The following is a 21,112-nucleotide window of genomic DNA, read 5'->3' as shown; positions in this document are numbered from 1 at the left end:
GCGAAAGTGGCTCGCTCAGAATCTTTGGACATTGGAACTCCCGACAGAGAAGCGCTTTTTGCTTCGTCCGAGGGAGTGAAATGGCCCACAGATTCTAGCCACTGTAGCTGGATTCCATTAAAAGCGAAAGTGGCTCGCTCTCAAGCCACCAATAAAAAAAGAAAAAGCCCCGCTTTTCATCAAAGCGAAGCCACTCTTTTCTTACTTACGCTTTTTCTTTTTCTTCTTGAATCCTGGTACGTTTTCGAAAAATCCTTTTTTCTTCTTGCCGTTACCATCTTTTTTCCCTGGCTGACTACCGGACGTAGATGCTGTTGCTGATGCTGATCCTCTTCCTGTACTTTTACCTTTGCCACCACGGTCAAATTTTCTACCTGTGCCACGTTCACCGCCGCGCTCATTACTGCGCTCGCTACGTCCACCGCGTTTCTTTCTGCCTGTTCTTGGCTGCTCGATAACGACTGGACGATCTTTGAACTTACGGCGAGGTGTGCCTTTCATACCAACGATTTCAAAGTCGATTGCACGCTCGTCTTTATTTACGTTAATAACGCGAATTGTAATTTCGTCACCGATGCGGAATACGTTTCCTGTACGCTCTCCGATCATAGCGAAATGCTGCTCGTCATAACGGTAGTAATCATCCGTTAAATAACTAACGTGTACAAGACCTTCGATTGTATTTGGAAGCTCTACGAATAAACCGAAGTTTGTTACAGAGCTAATCATACCGTCATACTCTTCACCGATCTTATCAACCATATACTCTGCTTTTTTCATCTCATCTGTTTCACGCTCTGCTTCAACAGCACGGCGTTCCATATTAGAAGAGTGCTCTGCAATCTCAGGTAATTTTTCACGCCATTTTGCTTGCGTTTCATTGTCGACTTTACCATTAATAATGTATTCACGAATTAATCTATGAACAATTGTATCTGGGTAACGACGAATTGGTGATGTGAAATGTGTGTAGAACTCAGTTGATAAACCGAAATGTCCTAAACTATCCGCATCGTAACGAGCTTGCTTCATAGAACGAAGCATAACTGTTGAAATAACTACTTCTTCTGGCTGTCCTTGAACCATTTCAAGAATTTGTTGCAGCGCACGAGGGTGCACTTCATTCGCACGTCCTTTTACCGCATATCCGAAGTTCGTTACAAACTCGAAGAAACGCTCAAGCTTATCTTCTTTCGGATCTTCATGGACACGGTACATAAACGGTACGTTCATCCAGTGGAAGTGCTCTGCTACTGTTTCATTCGCAACAAGCATAAATTCTTCAATTAACTTCTCTGATACAGAGCGATCGCGCATAACAACATCAGTCGGATTTCCTTCTTCATCTACTAATACTTTCGCTTCTTTAAAGTCAAAGTCAATTGCACCACGGCGCATACGTTTTTCACGTAGAATTTGTGCCAATTGCCCCATCTCTTTAAACATCGGTACTAATGGCTCATAACGCTTAATTAACTCTTCGTCCTCATCTTCTAAAATGCTTCTTACGTCAGCATACGTCATACGCTCTGTCGTTTTAATCACACTTTGGAAAATCTCGTGTTTAACAACATCACCTAAGTTGTTGATTTCCATTTCACAAGATAATGTCAGACGGTCTACTTTCGGATTTAATGAGCAAATACCGTTAGATAGACGATGTGGAATCATTGGAATTACACGGTCAACAAGATACACACTTGTCGCTCTTTCCGCTGCTTCTACATCAATTGGAGAACCTTCTTGAACGTAATGACTTACATCCGCAATGTGAACGCCTAGCTTGTAATTGCCGTTCTCAAGCTTCGTTACTGTAACAGCGTCATCTAAATCTTTCGCATCTGCACCATCAATCGTTACGATCATTTGATCACGTAAATCACGGCGATCTTTTAAATCTTCTTCTGAAATCGTTTCTGGTACACTGTTTGCATGCTCCATCACTTCTTCAGGGAATGCTAAAGGTAAATGATGTTTATGAATGACAGATAAAATATCTACTCCTGGATCATTTTTATGACCTAGAATTTGAATAACTTCACCTTCTGCACTTAAACGGTTTTCTGGGTAGCTCGTAATTTTCACAACTACCTTATGACCTTCTACAGCACCCATTGATGCACTTTTCAAGATAAAGATATCACTCGTCCAGCGTTTATTGTCAGGTATAACAAAGCCAAAGTTTTTCGATTCTGTATATGTACCAACAAGTTCTTTCGTTCCACGCTCTAAAATGCGTACAATTGAACCTTCTTGACGTGAACCGCTCGATTGAGAACTAAGTCGTGCTAATACTGTATCGCCATGAAGTGCACCGTTTAATTCTGTAGGAGGGATGAAAAGATCATCGTCTCCCGTTTTCTTCTCGTCTGGTACAACGAATGCAAAGCCACGTGCATGTCCAATTAACTTACCTCTTACTAAATTCATCTTTTCAGGAAGACCGTAACGGTTGCTACGTGTACGAATAACAAGTCCCTTCTCTTCCATCATTACAAGTGCCTTTACAAAATCTTTAAAGCCCTCAGAACCTTCAATTCCAAATGCCTCTTCTAACTCTTGTATCGTTAGCGGTTTATACGCTTCTTCTCTCATAAATAATAACAACTTATCAATATGTTCTTGTGTAATTTCTTCCAAGCAAAAATACCTCCTTTAAAACCTTATATTATTTAGTGTATCCGAAAGATAGGGGATGTATAAAGCGAAACTTCAATACTCCCCTTATGATTTTTACAGTTTTCACAAAAAATTCCTTATGAAAAAAAGAGGCAACTAGATCTTACCAATCTAGTTGCTCCAAGAAGTTATATACATCCTCATGTAGCTCGTCACGTTGTTTATCAAGTGTAATGACATGCGTAGAGTCTTCATACCATTTAATGTCTTTTAACGTAGATTCTACACCGTTATAAATAATGTTAGCACTATCTGTATTAATCATTTCGTCATGACGTGCTTGTACAACAAATGTTGGTGCATAAATCATATCCACATTGTTACGTACGTCAGCAATTAATTGTTGTAATGCTTTTAATGTATTCATCGGTGTCTTTTGGAATTCCAACATTTCTTGTTCAATTTGTTCTGGTGATTTTTGCTCACGTTTTTTATATTCGCGGGCATATGCCAATATACCTTGGTACATCGTTTCTTCGCTCTTAATATACATCGGTGCACACATTGGTACTACACCTAAAACCGGTACTGTATAACCTAATTTTAAAGAAAATACGCCGCCAAGTGACAATCCAACAACAGCAATTTTCTCAAAACCTTTATCTTTTAAAAGCTGATATGCCTCCGTTACATCTTGCCACCAATCTGTAGGGCCTGTATGAACAAGCTCTTCTGGTGGTACACCGTGCCCTTTATAAATTGGCGCATGACAAGTATAGCCTTTCTTTTCTAAGAAACGCCCTAACATACGTACATCAGCTGAGTTCCCTGTGAATCCATGTAGTAATAAAACAGCGCGGTCTCCACCCTCAAATGTAAATGGTTTCGGAGATGCTAATTTCATCATGTACTTCTCCTCTTTCTCTTCTGTAATCTAGTCGTATTCTTTCTATATCTAGTGTACCATATTTGTATTTCTATAATCTAATTAGAAACATCTTTCAAATGGCAAAACAAAAAAGAAGAACCATTAGTACATCTTACTAACGCTTCTTCTTTCAATTCTATAAGTTTAAGTACGTAACAGCAATTGTTAATACAAAGAACAATACAGCTAAAACAATTGTAATACGGTTTAATACTGCTTCAATTCCACGTGCTTTTTGCTTACCAAATAATTGCTCTGCACCGCCTGAAATTGCACCTGAAAGGCCTGAGCTATTACTAGACTGCATAAGTACCATAACAATCATTAAAATCGATACAGTAATAAGTAAAACGGATAATAACGTATGCACTTGGCGTACCTCCTACAAAGATTCAGTTATTGTAACTGTAGCATAAATCCTATAGAAAAGCGAGAGCTATAGAGTTGCCCTCGCTTTTCTTCTATTACATAAACATCATTGCAAATAACGGTCCAAGTAAACATGTCAAAATTGCTGTTAATGTCATTGTTACCGATCCAATAACACCTTCATGTTCGTTATTTTTCATCGCTCTCATAACACCCATAATATGAGAAGCACATCCAAATCCGATACCTTTACCAACTGAGTTTGTAACACGGCTCCATTTCAACAAGAGAGGTCCTGTAATTGTTCCAGTAATACCTGCGATAACAACGAAAGCTGCTGTTAAGGAAGGTACACCACCAACTTGTTCAGAAACGCTCATCGCAACTGGCATTGTCACCGATTTTGGTAAAGACGATAAGATTAAGCTTTTATCTGTTCCCATAAGTGAAGCAATGGCAAAATCACTAGCGATTGCAACTGTTGTACCTACTAATACCCCACCAGCAATCGGTACAACATATTTTTGCAGAACATGACGTTGTTTATAAAGAGGAATTGCAAATGCTACAACACCGGGTCCAAGTAGCTTTGCAATCCAGCCACCACCACTTTCCATATAATGTTGATATGGTATATCAAGCACGATAAATAGGAAAGCCATTAATCCTGTTGCTACAAGCATTGGAATGGTGAATGGTGTTGGAAATAATTTATAGATTTTTTTAGATAATTGATATAATAGCACCGTAAAAAGAACCCAACCGATTCCGATTAATATTTGGCTCATCGCGACTCTCTTTCCTTCCTATTCGCAAGATATTGTCCTGTATGTCCTGCGACAATAATAATTAAAAACGTACTCGCTACAACTGTAATGAAAAGAGAAATTCCTTTACTCATAAAAAAAGCACCGTAATTCATTAGGCCAAGCGTTGGCGGAATTAATAAAAACGGCATAATAGCAACGAGTGTTTCTGCTCCTAAATCGAACCATTTCACTGGAAGAACTTTTAGGCTAAGTAAAACAAGTAAGAGGAACATCCCAATCAAACTTCCTGGGATTGGAATGTTTAACATTTCTTGCACCCAAGTTCCAACCATATAAAACACGTAAAGAGCAGCAATTTGGACAAGAATCTTTGTAAATTTCATGTTCATCATCCCTCATGTTTATACGATCTTCTGTTAATATCTTTATCATAGTATAAATTGTAAAAAGCTGCAATTTATCAAATTGACAGCAAAAAAAGCCGATGTTATACGCTTACAACCTTGATATGACTGCATTTCCAAATGAAAATTACGTCAAAAACCTTGACCTAATATAAAAAGTTTTTATTTTCTGAATTTATAAGACTGTTATTTCAATAAAATAATCTTTTTATCCTTAAACTTACATATATATAAAGTGAAACTTTAATCATTGAGGGTTTCCTCATCCCCATTGATCATTCCTCACCAAGCGGGTTTGTACGGGATAAACAAGATAGGTGGTGAACATATGCCCAAAAAAGTTCTCATTTTTTGTGATCCTGGGATTGATGATACGATGGCTCTCCTCTTAGCATTCTTTATCAATGAAATAGAAATCGTCGGTATCGTTGCTGATTACGGCAATGTTCCAAAAAAAATGGCCGTAGAAAATGCTCATTTTCTTACAAGCGAAGTAAAGGGTAGAAATATCAAAATCTTTGGTGGATCAGAACGTCCAATTACTGGTGCTCCTCCTGCTTTTTTTACAGATGTACACGGGAAACAAGGGCTCGGGCCAATTATTCCAAAGGTGAATGTAACTAACGAAGAAATGGAGAATTTTTTTGAAGTTATTCCTCTTATTGAACAGTATAAAGATGAATTAATTATTGTGAGCTTAGGAAGACTTACCTCCCTAGCAATTTTATTTATCGTATGTAAACAATTAATGGAGCAAGTTAAATCTTACTACGTAATGGGCGGTACCTTTTTACATCCTGGTAATGTTACCCCTATTTCCGAAGCAAACTTTTATGGCGATCCTACGGCAGCTAATATAGTCCTTCAATCCGCAGCTAACATGTACATATACCCATTAAACGTCACCCAATATTCCATCATTACACCAGAAATGGCCGAATACATTGAGGCAAAAGGAAAAGCCCCACTTGTCAAACCGTTATTCGATCATTATTACTACGGATATTATAAAGACGCCCTACCACATTTAAAGGGCAGCCCCTTCCATGACACAATGCCAATACTCGCTTTACTTGATAACTCTATGTTTACCTATCACAAATCACCTATCGTTATCATGACAGAATCTTATGCGCAGGGGGCAAGCATTGGAGAATTTCGCTCTTTAGGAGAACCTAAACCATTTATTGATTGGCCGAGTCATCAAATAGCAATTGATTTTGATTATAACCGCTTCTTCAAACATTTCATGTCACTTATGACAGGTGAACAATTTTAACATAAAAAAACAGACCGTGATTTCTCACGGTCTATCGTTTATTTTCTACAATTATCGTTTGATGTTATAGAAAGATTTGATACCATCGTAAACAGCGATTTCGCCTAGTTCGTCTTCGATGCGTAATAATTGGTTGTACTTAGCAATACGGTCAGTACGGCTCATAGAACCAGTTTTGATTTGGCCAGCGTTAGTTGCAACTGCGATGTCAGCGATTGTAGCATCTTCAGTTTCACCAGAACGGTGAGATACAACTGCTGTGTAACCAGCACGTTTAGCCATTTCGATAGCTTCGAAAGTCTCAGTTAAAGTACCGATTTGGTTAACTTTAATTAAGATTGAGTTAGAGATACCTTTTTCGATACCTTCAGCAAGTTTTTGAGTGTTAGTTACGAATAAATCGTCACCAACTAATTGTACTTTATCACCGATACGCTCAGTTAATAATTTGTGACCATCCCAGTCGTTTTCGTCTAAACCATCTTCGATAGAGATGATTGGGAAGTCTTTGCAAAGCTCTTCGTAGAAATCAACCATTTCTGCAGAAGTTAAGCCAGTACGGCCTTCGCCTGCAAGGTCATATTTACCAGTTTCTTTGTTGTAGAACTCAGAAGAAGCAACGTCCATTCCTAAGAATACGTTCTCGCCAGCTTTGTAACCAGCTTTTTCGATAGCTTCGATGATTACTTCTAGAGCTTCACGGTTAGAACCAAGGTTTGGAGCGAATCCACCTTCGTCACCTACTGCAGTGTTAAGACCTTTGTCATGTAATACAGCTTTAAGTGCATGGAATACTTCAGCACCCATACGGATTGATTCTTTGAATGTTGGAGCACCAACTGGTAAGATCATGAACTCTTGGAAGTCAACGTTGTTATCAGCGTGAGAACCACCGTTGATGATGTTCATCATTGGAGTTGGTAATTGTTTTGCATTGAATCCACCAAGGTAACGGTATAATGGAAGACCTACGAAGTCAGCTGCTGCGTGAGCTACTGCCATAGATACACCAAGGATAGCGTTAGCGCCTAGTTTACCTTTGTTTGGAGTGCCATCTAATTCGATCATAGCACGGTCGATACCAGCTTGGTCAGTTACATCGAAACCAGCGATTTCTGGAGCGATAATTTCGTTAACGTTGTTTACTGCGTTAACAACACCTTTACCAAGGTAACGAGATTTGTCACCGTCACGTAATTCTACTGCTTCGTGCTCACCAGTAGATGCACCACTTGGTACGATAGCGCGTCCGAAAGCGCCGCTTTCTGTGTAAACTTCTACTTCTACAGTTGGGTTACCACGAGAGTCAAGGACTTCGCGAGCATAAACATCAATAATTGTTGACATAATAAATTCTCTCCTTTTTATATAAGCAAATTATTTAATAATTGTTTTACCTGTCATTTCTTTCGGTTGTTCCACATTTAAAAGTGTAAGCATTGTTGGAGCGATATCTCCTAAAATACCACCTTCACGAAGCTCTACATCATTTTTTGTAACGATGAAAGGAACCGGGTTAGTTGTATGAGCTGTCATAGGACCGCCATCAGCAGTTAACTCCTGATCAGCATTACCATGGTCAGCAGTAATAAGTGCTACACCATCTTTTGCAAGAATTGCTTCTACAACTTTTCCTAAACATTCGTCAGTTGCTTCTACTGCTTTAATTGTTGGTTCCATCATCCCAGAATGGCCAACCATATCACAGTTCGCAAAGTTAAGAATGATAACATCATGTTTATCATTTTCGATTTCATTTACTAAAGCGTCCGTTACTTCGTAAATGCTCATTTCAGGTTTCAAGTCATACGTTGCAACCTTTGGTGAGTTAATTAAGATACGCTCTTCTCCTGGGAATTCAGCCTCACGACCACCGCTAAAGAAGAATGTAACGTGCGGATACTTTTCAGTTTCCGCGATGCGAAGTTGCTTTAATCCCGCTTGCGCAACAACTTCACCTAAAGTGTTATCAAGGTTCATTGGCTTGAATGCCACGTAACCATCTACAGTTTCACTGAAGTGTGTCATACATACGAATTCTGGAATGTGAGGTACTTTTTCACCACGATCGAACTCACGGAAGTCTTCGTTTGTAAATACACGAGCAATTTGAATTGCACGGTCTGGACGGAAGTTATAGAAGATAACTGCATCATCATCATTGATTGTTGCAACTGGCGTGTTATCTTCGTTAACAATTACAGACGGCAATACGAATTCATCATAGATACCGTTCGCATAAGAGTCTTCTACACACTCTTCTGCTGATTTATAAGTAGGGCCTTCACCATTCACCATAGCACTGTAACATTTTTCTACGCGATCCCAACGCTTGTCACGGTCCATAGAGTAATAACGACCAGAGATAGTCGCGAATTGTCCTACTCCTGTTTCTTTAATTACTTCATTCGTTGCATCGATATAACCTTTTGCTGTTTGTGGTCCAACATCGCGGCCATCTAAGAATGCATGGATATAAACTTTCTCCACGCCTTCTTTTGCTGCTAAGCGAAGAAGAGCAAACATATGGTTCATGTGACTGTGCACACCACCGTCAGAAAGTAAACCGAATAAATGAAGTGCAGTACCTTTTTCTTTTACGCTTTTAATTGCATTTTGGAAAGTTTCGTTCTTATCGAACTCACCTTCACGAATTGCAACGTTAACGCGTGTTAAGCTTTGATATACTACGCGGCCAGCACCGATATTTAAGTGACCAACCTCAGAGTTACCCATTTGACCTTCTGGAAGACCTACCGCCTCACCACAAGCTGTAAGCGTTGTATGAGGGAATTTGTTCCAGTAACCATCAAAATTAGGTTTCTTAGCTTGTGCTACAGCATTCCCGTAAGTTTCTTCACGAAGTCCGAAACCGTCAAGAATGATTAAAGCTGTTGGCTTTCTCATTTTACCGCCCCCAGAAGACCTAAGAACGAAGCAGGCTCTAAGCTAGCACCGCCAACTAAAGCGCCGTCGATGTCAGATTGTGCCATATACTCTTTAATGTTTTCTGGTTTTACGCTACCGCCGTATTGGATACGAACAGCTTCTGCAGCTTCTGGAGAAACAGCTTCTGCAACAACTTTACGGATGTGCGCACATACTTCGTTTGCATCTGCAGAAGAAGAAGACTTACCTGTACCGATAGCCCAGATTGGCTCATAAGCGATAACAGTTGCTTTAACTTGCTCTTCTGTTAAACCTGCAAGTGCTTTTGTCACTTGACCTGCTACTAGATCAAATGTTTTTCCGCTTTCGCGCTCTTCTAAAGTCTCACCACAACATACGATTGGTGTTAAACCATGTTCAAATGCTGCGATAGTCTTTTTCTTTACTGATTCGTCTGTTTCAGCAAACATTTCACGACGCTCAGAGTGGCCAAGTACTACATAGCCAACTTTTAAGTCGCTAAGTGCTACTGGGCTAATTTCGCCAGTGAATGCACCATTTTTTTCGAAGTGCATGTTTTGTGCACCTACTTGTAAGTCAGTTCCTTCAGTTGCTGCTACAAGACGCTCTAAGAATAGAGCTGGAGAGCAAACTACTGCATCAACAGCTGAAGCTGCTGGGATTTGACCTTTAACTTCCTCTACGAAGCTAACTGCTTCAGATAGAGTTTTATTCATTTTCCAGTTACCTGCGATAATTGGTTTACGCATGCTTTGCACCGTCCTTTTTCTTTGGCTGCTACTTATTTGTCGTTAAGACAAACTACACCTGGAAGCTCTTTACCTTCCATGAATTCTAATGACGCACCGCCGCCAGTAGAAATGTGGCTCATTTTATCAGCCATACCGAATTTTTCAACAGCTGCTGCAGAGTCACCACCGCCGATAACAGAGTATGTATCTTCTGCATCTGCTAATGCTTGTCCTACTGCTTTTGTACCTTCTGCGAATGGAGTCATTTCGAATACACCCATTGGTCCATTCCATACAACAAGCTTAGAATTTTTAATTACATCTGCATAAATTTCACGTGTTTTAGGACCGATGTCCACGCCTTCCCAGTTAGAAGGGATAGAGTCGATACCAACAATTTTAGTTGTTGCAGTTTCAGAGAATTCCTCAGTGATTACAACATCAACTGGCATGTAGAAGTTTACGCCTTTTTCTTTTGCAAGTTGCATAAATTCTTTAGCTAGTTCAATCTTGTCGTCTTCACATAGAGATAGACCAATTTCATGACCTAAAGCTTTAACGAACGTGTAAGCAAGTCCGCCACCGATGATTAAGTTATCTACTTTGTCTAATAGATGACGAATTACACCGATTTTATCTTTTACTTTCGCACCACCGATGATAGCTGTAAATGGACGTTCTGGGTTAGAAAGTGCTTTACCAAGTACATCTAACTCTTTTTCCATTAATAGACCAGATACTGCTGGTAGGTATTCTGCGATACCTGCTGTAGAAGCATGAGCACGGTGAGCTGCACCGAATGCATCGTTTACGAAGATGTCAGCAAGTGCTGCAAATTCTTTCGCAAGTTCTGCATCGTTCTTTTCTTCGCCCGCATAGAAACGTACGTTTTCAAGAACTAATACGTCGCCTTCGTTCATTGCTGCAACCATTTCTTGTGCAACTGGTCCGAATGCTTCGTCAGCTTTTTTAACATCTTTACCAAGAAGCTCGCCTAAACGTGCTGCTACTGGAGTAAGACGTAATTCTTCTACTGCTTGACCTTTTGGACGGCCTAAGTGGCTTGCTAAAATAACTTTCGCACCTTGCTCTACTAAATATTTAATTGTAGGAAGAGCTGCACGGATACGAGTTTCATCTGTAATTTTGCCTTCTTTCATAGGTACGTTGAAATCAACGCGGCAAAATACACGCTTACCTTTTAAATCTACGTCACGAATTGATTTTTTGTTCATTGGATTTCCCTCCGACTACTAGTTAGGATTGACAAAACCCATTCAAAAGCTTAACACATTTGCTTTTAAAACGAAAGAAGAGAGAGAGGGAACAAACCCTCTCCCTCGTTTTGTCATTGATAACTTATATAATTAAGAATTAAAGACCTTTTGAAGTCATGTAAGCTGCTAAGTCTACTACGCGGTTAGAGTAACCAGTTTCGTTATCGTACCAAGAAAGTACTTTAACCATGTTACCTTCCATTACCATTGTAGATAATGCATCGATTGTAGAAGAAGCTGTACATCCGTTATAGTCGATAGATACTAATGGCTCTTCGCTGTATCCAAGGATACCTTTTAATTCGCCTTCAGCTGCTGCTTTGAATGCTGCGTTTACATCTTCAACTGTTACTTCTTTGTCAAGTTCAACAACTAAGTCAACAAGAGAAACGTTAGCAGTTGGAACACGTACAGCGCCACCGTTTAATTTACCTTTAAGTTCTGGTAATACTAATGCTACAGCTTTAGCTGCACCAGTAGATGTTGGGATCATGTTTTCAGCTGCTGCACGAGCACGACGTAAATCTTTGTGTGGTAAGTCTAAGATTTGTTGGTCGTTAGTGTAAGAGTGAATTGTTGTCATCATTCCGCGTTTTACGCCGAATTTTTCGTTTAATACTTTAGCGAATGGAGCTAGACAGTTTGTAGTACAAGAAGCGTTAGATACTACGTTGTGGTTAGCTGCATCGTATTGTTCATGGTTAACACCCATAACTACAGTGATATCTTCGTCAGAAGCTGGAGCTGAGATGATAACTTTCTTAACTGATCCACCTAAGTGTTTTTCAGCGTCTGATTTTTTAGTGAAACGGCCAGTAGATTCTACTACTACTTCTACTCCGTAGTCGCTCCATGGTAATTGAGCTGGGTCACGCTCAGCGATAACTTTAATTTCTTTACCGTTAACAACGATGCTGTTTTCGTTAGCAGATACTTCTGCATTTAAAGTTCCGTGAACTGTGTCATATTTTAAAAGGTGAGCTAATGTTTTAGCATCTGTTAAGTCGTTGATTGCTACTACTTCTACCTCAGAGTTGTTAAGAGCTGCGCGGAATACGTTACGTCCGATACGTCCAAATCCATTAATACCAATTTTAGTCATTTGAATTTCCTCCTTGGGGGATTATATTAAAGGGTAAAACCCTTTGTTAATTGTTTTGCTGCACCTTCATCTGTAATTAGAATTGAAGTGTGCCCTTGCTTTATTACAGCCTGTATTGCTTTTGCCTTTGAAGAACCTCCAGCGACTGCAACAACGTGAGATACATTTTGTAAATCCTCAAGTTGCATACCAACTGTTCTTACTTTATGAACAACATTTCCTTCTTCATTAAAGTAGTAACCGAAAGCTTCGCCAACTGCTTCGCTTGCTTGAATCTTTAACCAATCTGCTTCTGAAGTACTTCTGCGACGTGCCATTGTTAACGCATCACCTATTCCATGAATGACGATATTGGAAGATCGAATCAACTCAAGAACTTCTTTCACGGAAGGCTCTGTCACAATAGACGCATATGCTTCGCTACTAACATGGTCTGGAACATACAATAAGCGATAATTACTCATCGTATTTTGCGCCATCTTGGCACAAATGGTATTGGCTTCTAATTCAACACCTTCTCCAATTCCACCACGTGCTGGGACAAATAGCATATGTAAATCTTTGCAATCAAGTTGCATCATGTCCGCAGCAGCAGCTAGCGTAGTTCCTCCAGCCACAGCAACGATATTATTCGCTGTCAGACGGTCTTTTATACAAGTCACACAAGCACGGCCCATCTCCAGTTTGACCCAAGGTGATTCATCACTATCACCAGGGACAACGAAAACTTCATCCAAGTCTAATGTTTCCTTAAGTTGCTTTTCTAAAACCTTTAACCCGGAAATTTCTTTCATAAAGTCTTCCAAAGCAAGAACTAAAGCTGTTCCTTCTTCTGTCAAAGTCATTCCAGAAGAAGCGACGTGAACTAAGTTTTGTTCTTTCAAAACTTGAACTTCACTTCGCAATACTCGTTCTGTCATACCGAGGCTTGCTGATAAGTTTCTTCTTCCAATCGGCTGCATGAGCCTAATGTATTGAAGAATTTGCATTCTCGTTTGCATAACAGGTAGCAGATCAGGTAATAATTTTTTTGTGTTCTGAATCCATGAGCGCATATCTTTTCTCCTCACTACATTGGTTCATTTTTCCTTCGTGGTCACTTTACGTCCCGTAGTGACATTTTGTGTCCCACATAGGTTAAAAAAATAATCCCTGCTACGTGTATTATTGTAACAGGAGATAGAAACTTATTCAACTCTTAACTGCATTCTTTATATAGTTTATTATGACACCTTTGTGAATGTTACCATATTCTACTTGTTTTCCGTCCATTTCTACAACCGGAATCATTAAGTGATATTTTTCTAAAAGGTCATTATCTTCATATATATCTATTTCCTCGATTTGAAAAGAATATTCACATTGTACTTCCTGTAAAACTTGTTTCGCCTTCACGCAAAGGCCACAATCTTTTTTAGTATACAGTACAACTTTCATCTTCTTCACCTATCCGATCGTTTTTCGTAATGACGAAGCTGGGATATGCATTTGTTCTCTATACTTCGCCACTGTTCTTCGAGAAATAACAATTTCATGCTCTTCTTCTAATAATTTTGAAATCTTTTGATCTGAAAGTGGCTTTTTCTTATCCTCTGCCCCAACTAGCGTTTGAATAAATTGTTTTACACGTTTTGTAGAAACTGCTTCATCTTCAGTCGTCGAAACGGCATTGCTAAAGAACGATTTCATCTCAAATAAACCGTGTGGTGTTTGCACATATTTATTTCGCGTCGCACGACTAATTGTTGATTCATGCACACTTAACTCTTCCGCTACCTCTTTTAAAGCGAGAGGTCTTAAATACTCTGGACCTTTCCAGAAGAAATCACGTTGTTTTTCCATAATAATATTCATCACTTGCAGCAGCGTCTGTTTTCTCTGCTTCAAACTGCGCATAATCCACTGCACATGCTGATACTTTTCTGATACGTAAGATGCTACTTCACTTTCACTATTATTAAGAAGCGCACTATATTCAGAATGAATTTCAATTCTCGGCATATTTCTCTCATTCATTTGTAAAACGAGGCGATCGCCATCTTTTTTCACCGCCATATCAGGCACAATATAAAGTGGTTTATCTGAAGAAAACGCAAGACCTGGTTTTGGTTGTAATGACGTTATACAATTTACCGCACTCTGTAATTCCTCATTACTACATTTCAACACTTGAACGAGCTTTCGCCAATCTTTCTTCACAAAATAAGCGAAATGATCTTCTACAACCTCTTCTGCTAATCCATTCCGTCTTTGTAAGCGCTTCAATTGCAAGGTTAGACATTCCTGAATATTACGCGCCCCTACCCCTGCTGGTTCCAGTGATTGGACAAGCTCTACAGAGCGGTCGACTACATGAATATGCGCAGAAAGGAGCTCTGCTAACTCTTCATTCGTTTCTTGTAAATATCCATTTCCATCCATGTTCATAATAATGAAAGAAGCTACTTTTCGCTCTTCTTCATCTATTTTATAATACTGTATTTGATTTAATAAATGTTGCTGAATCGTTGTAGAATCCACACTGTAGATCTCCATCTGATTCTCGACTTGTTTGCTGGTACTTTTACTGTTGTTAGAGCTCTTTTTCTTCTCCCTCTCAAAACCACCTAACTCAATAAGGGGATTCTCTAACGATTGCTCATACAAAAACTCCGATAATTCTTGTACATTATACTGGAGCATTGTAATCGCTTGCCTTAACTCTTGTGTCATTGCCAAACGTAAGCTTTGTTCTTGTAAAAGACTTGCCTTCAAACTAATCTCCCCCTTGTTTCTATTGTACAATAAGTTTGGTAAAAGGAGAATGCTATCACAGACACCCATTCCAAAATATTATTAATTTATATGTATTAATGAGATTTACAACTTACAACCTAAATTTGAATAATATTGAAAGAAAATAATAAACTCAATTATTTGTTACCACATACTAATAGTAACCCTTAATTTTATATATAACAACATTAAATTTATCTCTGTTCAATTCCAAAATAAAAAGAGCAGTTTAGGTATAGTGACACTTCACTATGCCTAACTACTCTTTTACGATTCTTAATTAAGAAAGAAACCTCTTATTTAAAGCTAAGGAACTTTGATTCCTAATTACATAGGAATCATAGAGATAATCGTTCGATTCACTAGACGCTCCTTGAATTCCTCTCATCTCTTCCACAGACAACTCAACTATTTTTTTCACGCTTCTCTCGTTATTACTATCCATCATTTTTTGTTTTCTTTTCGAAAAAAATCCCATAATTTATTCCCCCCTGCAATTAATTATTTTTTAACAATTGAATGAATTTAAGGCTCTTACCACTTCTTAATACACCTTTCGGATAGACCTTCGCTGCAAACATAGCAATTAAGCTAATGCTAGCCAGTAATACAACCATAGATGTAATAATTTCTAAACTCCCAACGGATCCATTTATAATCCTAACTACCATACTAATTGGAGCTGTAAACGGAACATATGATGTCACCCTTGATACTAGCCCTTCAGGGTTATCAAGTACTACTAATAACTCCACCACTAAGCTTCCCATCAATATAAGAGTAATCGGCATCGTTGTTCCGGATAATTCTTCTGGCCTGCTTACCATAGAACCAAACACTGCGAAAAGTGCCGCATAAACGAAGTAACCGAGAACAAAATATAACAAGAAATATGCAGCATGCTCACCTGTAATCATATTTACATCAATATTCACTCCAAAAAACGAATCCGATACCTTAAAAATTCCAGATTTAATATATAGCGCCATACTAAGGAAGAAAATAAATAACTGTGTCAAACTAGCAAGACCGACTCCTAATATCTTCCCAAAGACCATGTGAGCAGGCGACACCTTCGTTACCATCACTTCCATAACACGCGACGCCTTCTCTGACGCTACCGCTGTAGCAATCGCATTTCCATACGAAGTAATTGCTAAGTACATAATCGCTACTAATAAATACACCAGTAAGAATGAGCTTGTTTCTTCGTTATTTAAGTTTTGCTTTTTCGCTTGCACGTTCATCGTCAGTGATTTCACAGCCTCTTCTGATAACTGTTGTTTAACTACCGCACTTTGAAAATACTGATTTTGTACAAATACCTGCGCACTTTGAATCAACTTAGGATTATCCACCTTCATAAAGTAATCTAATACTGGTTCAGCACCCGCACCCTCTTTTAATATAAAGAGCGCTTCGACTTTCTTATCTAACAAATGTTGCTTATATTGATTTAATTTTGTTTTATCACCTAAAGACCAATCCCATTCTGGAAGAGCTTTACTAAGATTAGATTGATCCAAAGTAACATTAGGTGCTTCGGAAATAAATACAACTTTTGCTTTTTCTTTCTCTCCAGAAAACTTTTGTACTAAAGTTGGAAAGGAGAATAAGAATATCCCTCCCCCTATTAATAACAATGTCATCCCAATAAATATTTTCGTCCTCACACGATCCCAATACGTTTACCCTAAAACAATCTAGAAATTCCTCATTACTTATGCACCCGCCTTTTCAACAAAGATTTGATGTAAAGAAGGTTCTTTAATAGAAACATCTCGGATATATTGTTTAGTTTTAATGTCTTCAAGCAGCGAAAATGCATCCTCTCCATCATTAACTTTAATCATGAACGTACGATTAACTTTTTCAAAATTGAAATTTTTTTCTTAAGAATAGGTTCAATATCCCCTTCCGTTTGCAACGTCATATATTTGTATTGATAACTTTTCTTAATATCTGACAAGGCACCCGATAATACAAGTTGACCATTTTTCATAATACAAATTTCCTCACAGAACGTTTCTACACTGTCCATTTGATGACTACAGAAGATAATCGTTTTTCTTTGCGCGATTAACTCGAGCACAACATTTTTTAACATCTCTGCATTTACAGGATCCAATCCACTAAATGGTTCATCTAGTATGATGAATTCCGGATTATGCAATATCGCTGAAATCAATTGAATTTTTTGTTGATTTCCCTTTGACAATTCCTCTGTTCTCTTCTTTAAATGTGGTGTCATTTCTAATTTTTCTAGCCACTGTAACGCATGCCTTTTTGCAAGATTAGCTGGCATTCCTTCTAACTTGCCGAAATACACCAATTGCTCCACTACATTCATTTTCGGGTATAATCCACGCTCTTCTGGTAAATAGCCAATAGATAGGTCTTTCTTTGAAAAAGGGCGATTATTCCATAGAATTTGGCCGCTATCCGGTTTGATTAAATCTAAGATCATACGAATCGTTGTCGTCTTACCAGCACCATTTCGGCCCAGCATCCCTAAAATTCCACCTTCTTCTACACGTATATTTAAATCATTAACGGCTTTATATTCACCAAATGTTTTATCTAATCCTTGAATTTCAAATGCCATATATAACATCCCCTTTTAGCTTTTTACGAAATAAATAACCGCCATTCCTAATGCAATCCCGCCTACCATCAACAAAAACTTTTTCATCACTATTGCCTCCTTCATTTACTTGTTAAGTTGTATCTTTATCATAGACTTCTTTCTGATGCTATTGTCCGCAATCCGTACTGTATTTACCGTAAAAAAGGCGAACCACTCTTATGTGGTTCACCGCAATTTCAACAGATGACATTGATTGTATGAAAACTTCTTAAATGTTATTATAAAAATATTCAGAAATTAAACGATATACCTACAAAGAGAGGTGTCTAAACCGTTGCAGATACAACGTAATTTCGTTTTCATTTTATGTGTAACTATCCTGTATTTTTTGTTTACAAGGCTATATCTTATATAAAATAAACCAACCATATAGTGGAGTTCTTATTTCTAAAACAGACTCAACTACATACACAATAGCAAAAATTAAATCCTCCGGTTGGGCTTTTCATACGGACTTAAAAGAAGGAGATATAATCTATTCGATAAATAAAGAAAAGCCTCATTTAGGAATACTTCCTGGATACCAAAACCAATCACTAAATGCATCTGAAATACAAATTAAAAAAGACGATATTACCCAAACTTATAAAGGAACACAACATTTTATTGATTCTCGTGACAAAATTATTTCTGTATACTTTCCCTTCCTACTCGCTTTTATTTGTTTAGGGTTATCTATTTTTCTTTATACAAAGAAGCCTTTGAACCGGGAAACATTCTTTTTGATCACGTTTCTATTCATGACTTCCTCAAGTCTTCTAATCGCAGTTGAATCTGGTAAAGGTGATTTTATCGCTCTCATTATTTTAAGTATTGTATTTCAAGGTACACCTATGTCTCTCATTTTATTGTTGAATGAATTATTCAAGAAAAAGCAACTATACGTTATTTCTATGAGATTTCTAAAAATCGATATTACAATCGGCATTATTTTACTATTACTCTCTATTTTAACGATGTTCATTCCATGTCCAATAGTTAATACCGATGGATTAGAACTAATTTACCTTTCAATAAATATTATCTTTTGTATATATTTTTTAATCCGTGCCTATATCAAATATCACAGTACAGTACATAAACCATTTTTAAAATTAATGCTCACGATTCATTCCATTGCCTTCTTTCCGTTCGTTACACTCTATGCTCTTCCAGATGCAATATTCAAAACACCTATTCTCTCAGCAGATATTGGCGCTATGTTCCTAATCGCTCTTCCAATCGGGTATTTTTATTTAGTAGCGACGAAGCAGATTTTTGATATAGAGTTTGTATTTGATCGTTTACGGTATTACGCATTTCTGTCACTAATTCCAACTCTATTAATTGCAATCATTACGAGCTGGAGCATTTATTACAAAGACAATTTTCTCTCTCGACTACTGCAAAGTTTTATTATTATTTTTCCGTTAAACATTCTATTTCTCATATTAAAAGAAAGATTAGATTTTACATTCCGTAATCACCTCTTTCGGACTAAAACAAACTTATACGTAAACATTGAACAGTTTACCGCACAGCTATCATCTATTATGAAAACAGAAGAGTTAGAGAAAAAATCCACTAATGAAATCGTTTCGATGTTGAAACCTTCTTTTATTCAATTTGTTCAATATGATATGAAAGACAACACATATACACTCTGTAACGGATATCGACAAACGAAAGATTTCACACTTTCTAAAAAGAAAAAATGGAGTATGGCAGCATTACTAATTAATGATTTATTAGAGGATGATGGATGCATTGGCATTTACTTATACTCTACTAAACATATAAAACACTACATCTGGATTGGAAGAAAATTGAATAATATTAAATATAATACGCATGAAAAATCATGGTTCATCACTGTCACGACATACGTCCGTCTTATTTACGAAAACTTGTATACTATTAATGAAATTATTCATTCTCTAGAGCAGGAGAGTTTAGAATCCAAAACAAATTCTGCAAGCTTATCACGCCTACTCTTTCAAATTTCTGAACAAGAAAGGCGCCGACTCGCTTCAGATTTACACGACTCTGCATTACAAGATCAAATCGTATGGTACCGCAAACTAGACTCTTTACTAAAAAACAAATCCGTTCCACTAGAATTAAAAAATGAACTAAAAAAAATCCACTTCGGTATGCACGATGTAATACAACAAATTCGCGACACATGCAATGAATTGCGTCCATCACTTTTATCAGATGCTGGTTTAATTGGTGCATTAAGAGAATTGCTAGCCCAAACACAATTACGTGTGCAGTTTCATATTCAATTTGATCATGAATCAATTCAAGAACATCATTACGATTTTGACAAAATTTTATCTTTATATCGTATCATTCAAGAACTACTAACAAACGCAGATAAACATTCCGAGGCAACCATCGTATCGATTTTTTTATGGGAAGAGAATAACTGCATTTTCCTAGACTACCGAGACAACGGCAAAGGTTTTGATATAGACACTCCCTACTCTCCTAAGCAGCATATGGGGATTTCCGGTATAAAAGGAAGGCTTCATTCAATTGGCGGAGAAATACATATAGTATCCGAAACTAAAAAAGGACTTCAAGTAAACATTACAGTTCCGAGGTGGTAAATAATGATTCGAGTATTAATCGTAGATGATCATCAAATTGTAGGCGAAGGAACAAAGAGCATGATTGAATTAGAAGAAGATATGCAAGCAGAATATATTTTAAATGAACAGGAAGCACTTATAAAAAGTGACGCTACACCTTTTGACGTATATCTCTTGGATATGAATATGCCCAATTGTAGTGGTATTGAACTCGCCCAGAAAATATTACATATTCAAACAGATGCAAAAATCATTTTATACACAGGTTTTGAATACGTATCCCAATTTAATTTATTAATAAACTCTGGTATCAGCGGAATTATTAGTAAATCAGCTTCTCAGCAAGAGCTATTAATGGCAATTCGTGCAGCTGTAAATAGATATACTTTACTTCCTATTTCTTTATTACGTCAACTACGTACAGACGATATAACGACTCAACAACTTGAAAATAAAACCGCTCTTCTTACACAAAAAGAATTAGAAATCTTAGAATCCGTCTCTAAAGGAAGTAGCAATAAACAAATTGCTGATGAACTGTACATGAGTTCAAGAGCTGTAGAATACAACCTAACAAAAATCTTCAAAAAATTAAAAGTAGGATCACGCTCCGAAGCTTTAACAGAAGCAATGAGACAAGGCATTTTGAAAGTACACATATAAAATGAAACTTCCATCAGTTTGTTTTGTTTAACCCTTAAATAATGAGATAAATAAAAAAAAGT

The 21,112-nt window shown here is 37.7% G+C and carries 19 protein-coding genes and 1 pseudogene; 3 read left to right on the top strand and 17 right to left on the bottom strand.

The genetic code is table 11. The features are described from left to right. Positions 1-201: 201 nt before the first annotated feature. From rnr to OXT04_RS25750, 5 genes are all read right to left on the bottom strand, one after another. Positions 202-2,640, bottom strand: a complete 2,439-nt coding sequence (rnr, locus tag OXT04_RS25770) for a ribonuclease R (protein WP_267418551.1) — start codon at positions 2,638-2,640, stop codon at positions 202-204. Between the two features lie 142 nt (positions 2,641-2,782). Continuing rightward, on the bottom strand, positions 2,783-3,523 hold the full coding sequence (gene estA, locus OXT04_RS25765) for a carboxylesterase (protein ID WP_000761986.1): 741 nt from the start codon (positions 3,521-3,523) through the stop codon (positions 2,783-2,785). Between the two features lie 160 nt (positions 3,524-3,683). After that, complete coding sequence (gene secG / locus OXT04_RS25760; protein WP_000557266.1) at positions 3,684-3,917, bottom strand: preprotein translocase subunit SecG; 234 nt, start codon at positions 3,915-3,917, stop codon at positions 3,684-3,686. Between the two features lie 94 nt (positions 3,918-4,011). Next, positions 4,012-4,704 carry an LrgB family protein gene (locus tag OXT04_RS25755; RefSeq protein ID WP_000078304.1) on the bottom strand — a complete coding sequence of 231 codons (693 nt, stop codon included), beginning with the start codon at positions 4,702-4,704 and terminating at the stop codon, positions 4,012-4,014. Continuing rightward, the gene (locus OXT04_RS25750; RefSeq protein WP_000673222.1) at positions 4,701-5,069 is read right to left on the bottom strand and encodes a CidA/LrgA family holin-like protein; all 369 of its coding nucleotides are present in this window, start codon (positions 5,067-5,069) and stop codon (positions 4,701-4,703) included. Before OXT04_RS25750 ends, OXT04_RS25755 begins: the two co-directional genes overlap by 4 nt. Before the next feature lie 349 nt (positions 5,070-5,418). Here OXT04_RS25750 and OXT04_RS25745 point away from each other — a divergent pair, with 349 nt between their 5' ends. Further along, positions 5,419-6,369: a nucleoside hydrolase gene (locus tag OXT04_RS25745; RefSeq protein WP_090978111.1), complete on the top strand. Its 951-nt coding sequence runs from the start codon at positions 5,419-5,421 to the stop codon at positions 6,367-6,369. A 51-nt stretch (positions 6,370-6,420) separates the two neighbouring features. Here the strand turns inward: OXT04_RS25745 and eno are convergent, their stop codons facing one another. The 12 genes from eno to OXT04_RS25685 form a co-directional block, all read right to left on the bottom strand. Next, positions 6,421-7,716 carry a phosphopyruvate hydratase gene (gene eno, locus OXT04_RS25740; RefSeq protein ID WP_000103951.1) on the bottom strand — a complete coding sequence of 432 codons (1,296 nt, stop codon included), beginning with the start codon at positions 7,714-7,716 and terminating at the stop codon, positions 6,421-6,423. Positions 7,717-7,746: 30 nt separating this feature from the next. Next, positions 7,747-9,276, bottom strand: coding sequence for a 2,3-bisphosphoglycerate-independent phosphoglycerate mutase (gene gpmI / locus OXT04_RS25735; RefSeq protein ID WP_001231158.1), 1,530 nt, complete (start codon positions 9,274-9,276; stop codon positions 7,747-7,749). Continuing rightward, positions 9,273-10,028 (bottom strand): triose-phosphate isomerase, encoded by a 756-nt coding sequence (gene tpiA, locus OXT04_RS25730; RefSeq protein WP_267418546.1) that lies wholly within the window; start codon positions 10,026-10,028, stop codon positions 9,273-9,275. The genes gpmI and tpiA overlap by 4 nt, the downstream gene beginning before the upstream one ends. A 32-nt stretch (positions 10,029-10,060) precedes the next feature. Continuing rightward, complete coding sequence (locus tag OXT04_RS25725; protein WP_098250815.1) at positions 10,061-11,245, bottom strand: phosphoglycerate kinase; 1,185 nt, start codon at positions 11,243-11,245, stop codon at positions 10,061-10,063. Positions 11,246-11,384: 139 nt separating this feature from the next. Further along, complete coding sequence (gene gap, locus OXT04_RS25720; RefSeq protein ID WP_000161234.1) at positions 11,385-12,389, bottom strand: type I glyceraldehyde-3-phosphate dehydrogenase; 1,005 nt, start codon at positions 12,387-12,389, stop codon at positions 11,385-11,387. 26 nt (positions 12,390-12,415) lie between these two features. Beyond that, entirely contained in the window at positions 12,416-13,444 is a 1,029-nt protein-coding gene (cggR, locus tag OXT04_RS25715; RefSeq protein ID WP_001258185.1) for a gapA transcriptional regulator CggR, read from the bottom strand. Positions 13,445-13,580: 136 nt separating this feature from the next. Beyond that, positions 13,581-13,826 carry a glutaredoxin family protein gene (locus tag OXT04_RS25710; protein ID WP_000869730.1) on the bottom strand — a complete coding sequence of 82 codons (246 nt, stop codon included), beginning with the start codon at positions 13,824-13,826 and terminating at the stop codon, positions 13,581-13,583. A 9-nt stretch (positions 13,827-13,835) separates the two neighbouring features. Next, complete coding sequence (gene rpoN / locus OXT04_RS25705) at positions 13,836-15,143, bottom strand: RNA polymerase factor sigma-54 (protein WP_000647954.1); 1,308 nt, start codon at positions 15,141-15,143, stop codon at positions 13,836-13,838. Between the two features lie 301 nt (positions 15,144-15,444). Continuing rightward, the gene (locus tag OXT04_RS25700; RefSeq protein WP_000505575.1) at positions 15,445-15,642 is read right to left on the bottom strand and encodes a hypothetical protein; all 198 of its coding nucleotides are present in this window, start codon (positions 15,640-15,642) and stop codon (positions 15,445-15,447) included. 19 nt (positions 15,643-15,661) lie between these two features. Beyond that, positions 15,662-16,813 (bottom strand): ABC transporter permease, encoded by a 1,152-nt coding sequence (locus tag OXT04_RS25695; protein ID WP_276591302.1) that lies wholly within the window; start codon positions 16,811-16,813, stop codon positions 15,662-15,664. Positions 16,814-16,885: 72 nt separating this feature from the next. Continuing rightward, a complete protein-coding gene (locus OXT04_RS25690; RefSeq protein WP_240520386.1) occupies positions 16,886-17,017 on the bottom strand; it encodes an ATP-binding protein DrrA1-3 family domain-containing protein in 132 nt (43 codons plus the stop codon). After that, the gene (locus OXT04_RS25685; RefSeq protein WP_267418532.1) at positions 17,014-17,769 is read right to left on the bottom strand and encodes an ABC transporter ATP-binding protein; all 756 of its coding nucleotides are present in this window, start codon (positions 17,767-17,769) and stop codon (positions 17,014-17,016) included. Before OXT04_RS25685 ends, OXT04_RS25690 begins: the two co-directional genes overlap by 4 nt. A gap of 316 nt (positions 17,770-18,085) precedes the next feature. Between OXT04_RS25685 and OXT04_RS25680 the strand changes: the two are divergent. Next, a pseudogene (locus OXT04_RS25680) lies at positions 18,086-20,405 on the top strand (sensor histidine kinase). Positions 20,406-20,408: 3 nt separating this feature from the next. Further along, positions 20,409-21,050, top strand: a complete 642-nt coding sequence (locus OXT04_RS25675) for a response regulator transcription factor (protein ID WP_267418529.1) — start codon at positions 20,409-20,411, stop codon at positions 21,048-21,050. The last annotated feature ends 62 nt before the right edge of the window (positions 21,051-21,112 follow it).

This window comes from Bacillus sp. GC_Bacil_1 (genome assembly GCF_026540675.1).
In the GTDB taxonomy this organism is placed as follows: domain Bacteria; phylum Bacillota; class Bacilli; order Bacillales; family Bacillaceae_G; genus Bacillus_A; species Bacillus_A cereus.
This window is presented reverse-complemented; position numbering and strand designations above follow the sequence as displayed.